The following is a 1,103-nucleotide window of genomic DNA, read 5'->3' as shown; positions in this document are numbered from 1 at the left end:
CGGGCTCACGAACTGGCCGCGCACCGCGTTGAAGTTGGACGCCCGGCTCTGCCGCGTGGTGAGCGTCAGGCCGCCTTCGCGCAGATCATCTTCCGTGAGCGTGCTCATCGGCACCCGGTAGGCGCCCGCCCGCATCCGCCATTGCCCCGCCTGCCAGATGCAGCGCCCGGCCATCGCCGTCAGCATGGCCTCGATGATGGTCTTCGGCGTCTCCGAGAGCGAGACTACCCCATTACAGCTGTAGCGGGGCTCCGAGCCGCCCCCGGCCAAGGCGACCGGCTCATCGCAGATATTCGCAGCCTCGATCAGGCTGTCGGTCTCGATCCCGTCACCCGCTCCGATGGCGGCCCCGATCCCATAGGCGGGCTCGGCCATGTAATCGGCGACGCAGAGCGCCGCATTCTCGCTGTAGCCGCGCATGTCCGTGCGGGGATCGAGGATGTCGTCCTTGCCCTCCATGTCCACGGTGATGTTCGGAATACCGCCCGGGAAGGCATCCGCATCATAGGTCAGCCGCAGATGGATCGCCGCACAGCCTGCAAGCCGATGGGCAGCGCTCCAATGCTCCGGAGCCGCCTCGATCAGACCCGCGAAGGCCGTCTGGTCGTCCCGGCCGAGGCGCTTCTCGACGGTGACCTTGCCCGCCCAACGGCCCTGGGCCGCTCCTGAGGCATCTATGGCCATCTCCCCCTCGAAGTAGATCGCGCCGATGGATTTGACGCGGTGGGCGGCGAGCACCACAACAAGGTGCAGATCTTTGTCCTTCGCCCCTGTGGAATGCAGGAAGACGATCACGCCGCCCTTGCGCACCCGCCCATAAACCATCTCGCGGGGCATCACGGGCTCGCGTACGGTCACCGTGCGCGCCTTCATCTCCATTTGCCCCAGGCTCGGCGTCGGCATCAGCGCCTGGGCCGCCGCCGAGAGCAGCATCGAGGCCCCGAAGCTCGCGGCAAAACCCACGAGCCCCGTCGCCGCGAACGCTGCAGCCACACCGCCCGCAGCTATGGCGGCACCCCCGAGGGCCACGGCACCGAGCACAACTGGCGGCATGGGTCACGTTCTCCAGGCAAGACGACAAGACGAGAGCGGCAGGCTCACCA

General features: G+C 67.6%; 1 pseudogene. It reads right to left on the bottom strand.

Features of this window, described 5'->3' with window-relative positions:
• Positions 1 to 1,053 (bottom strand): annotated as a pseudogene (locus tag P0X85_RS15080) (phage tail protein); the annotation flags it as partial.
• Between the last annotated feature and the right edge of the window lie 50 nt (positions 1,054 to 1,103).

It is taken from the genome of Pseudothioclava nitratireducens (genome assembly GCF_029210495.1).
GTDB classification, from domain to species: domain Bacteria; phylum Pseudomonadota; class Alphaproteobacteria; order Rhodobacterales; family Rhodobacteraceae; genus Pseudothioclava; species Pseudothioclava nitratireducens.
Note: the sequence above shows the minus strand (reverse complement) of the source record. Positions and strands in the feature narration are given on the sequence as shown.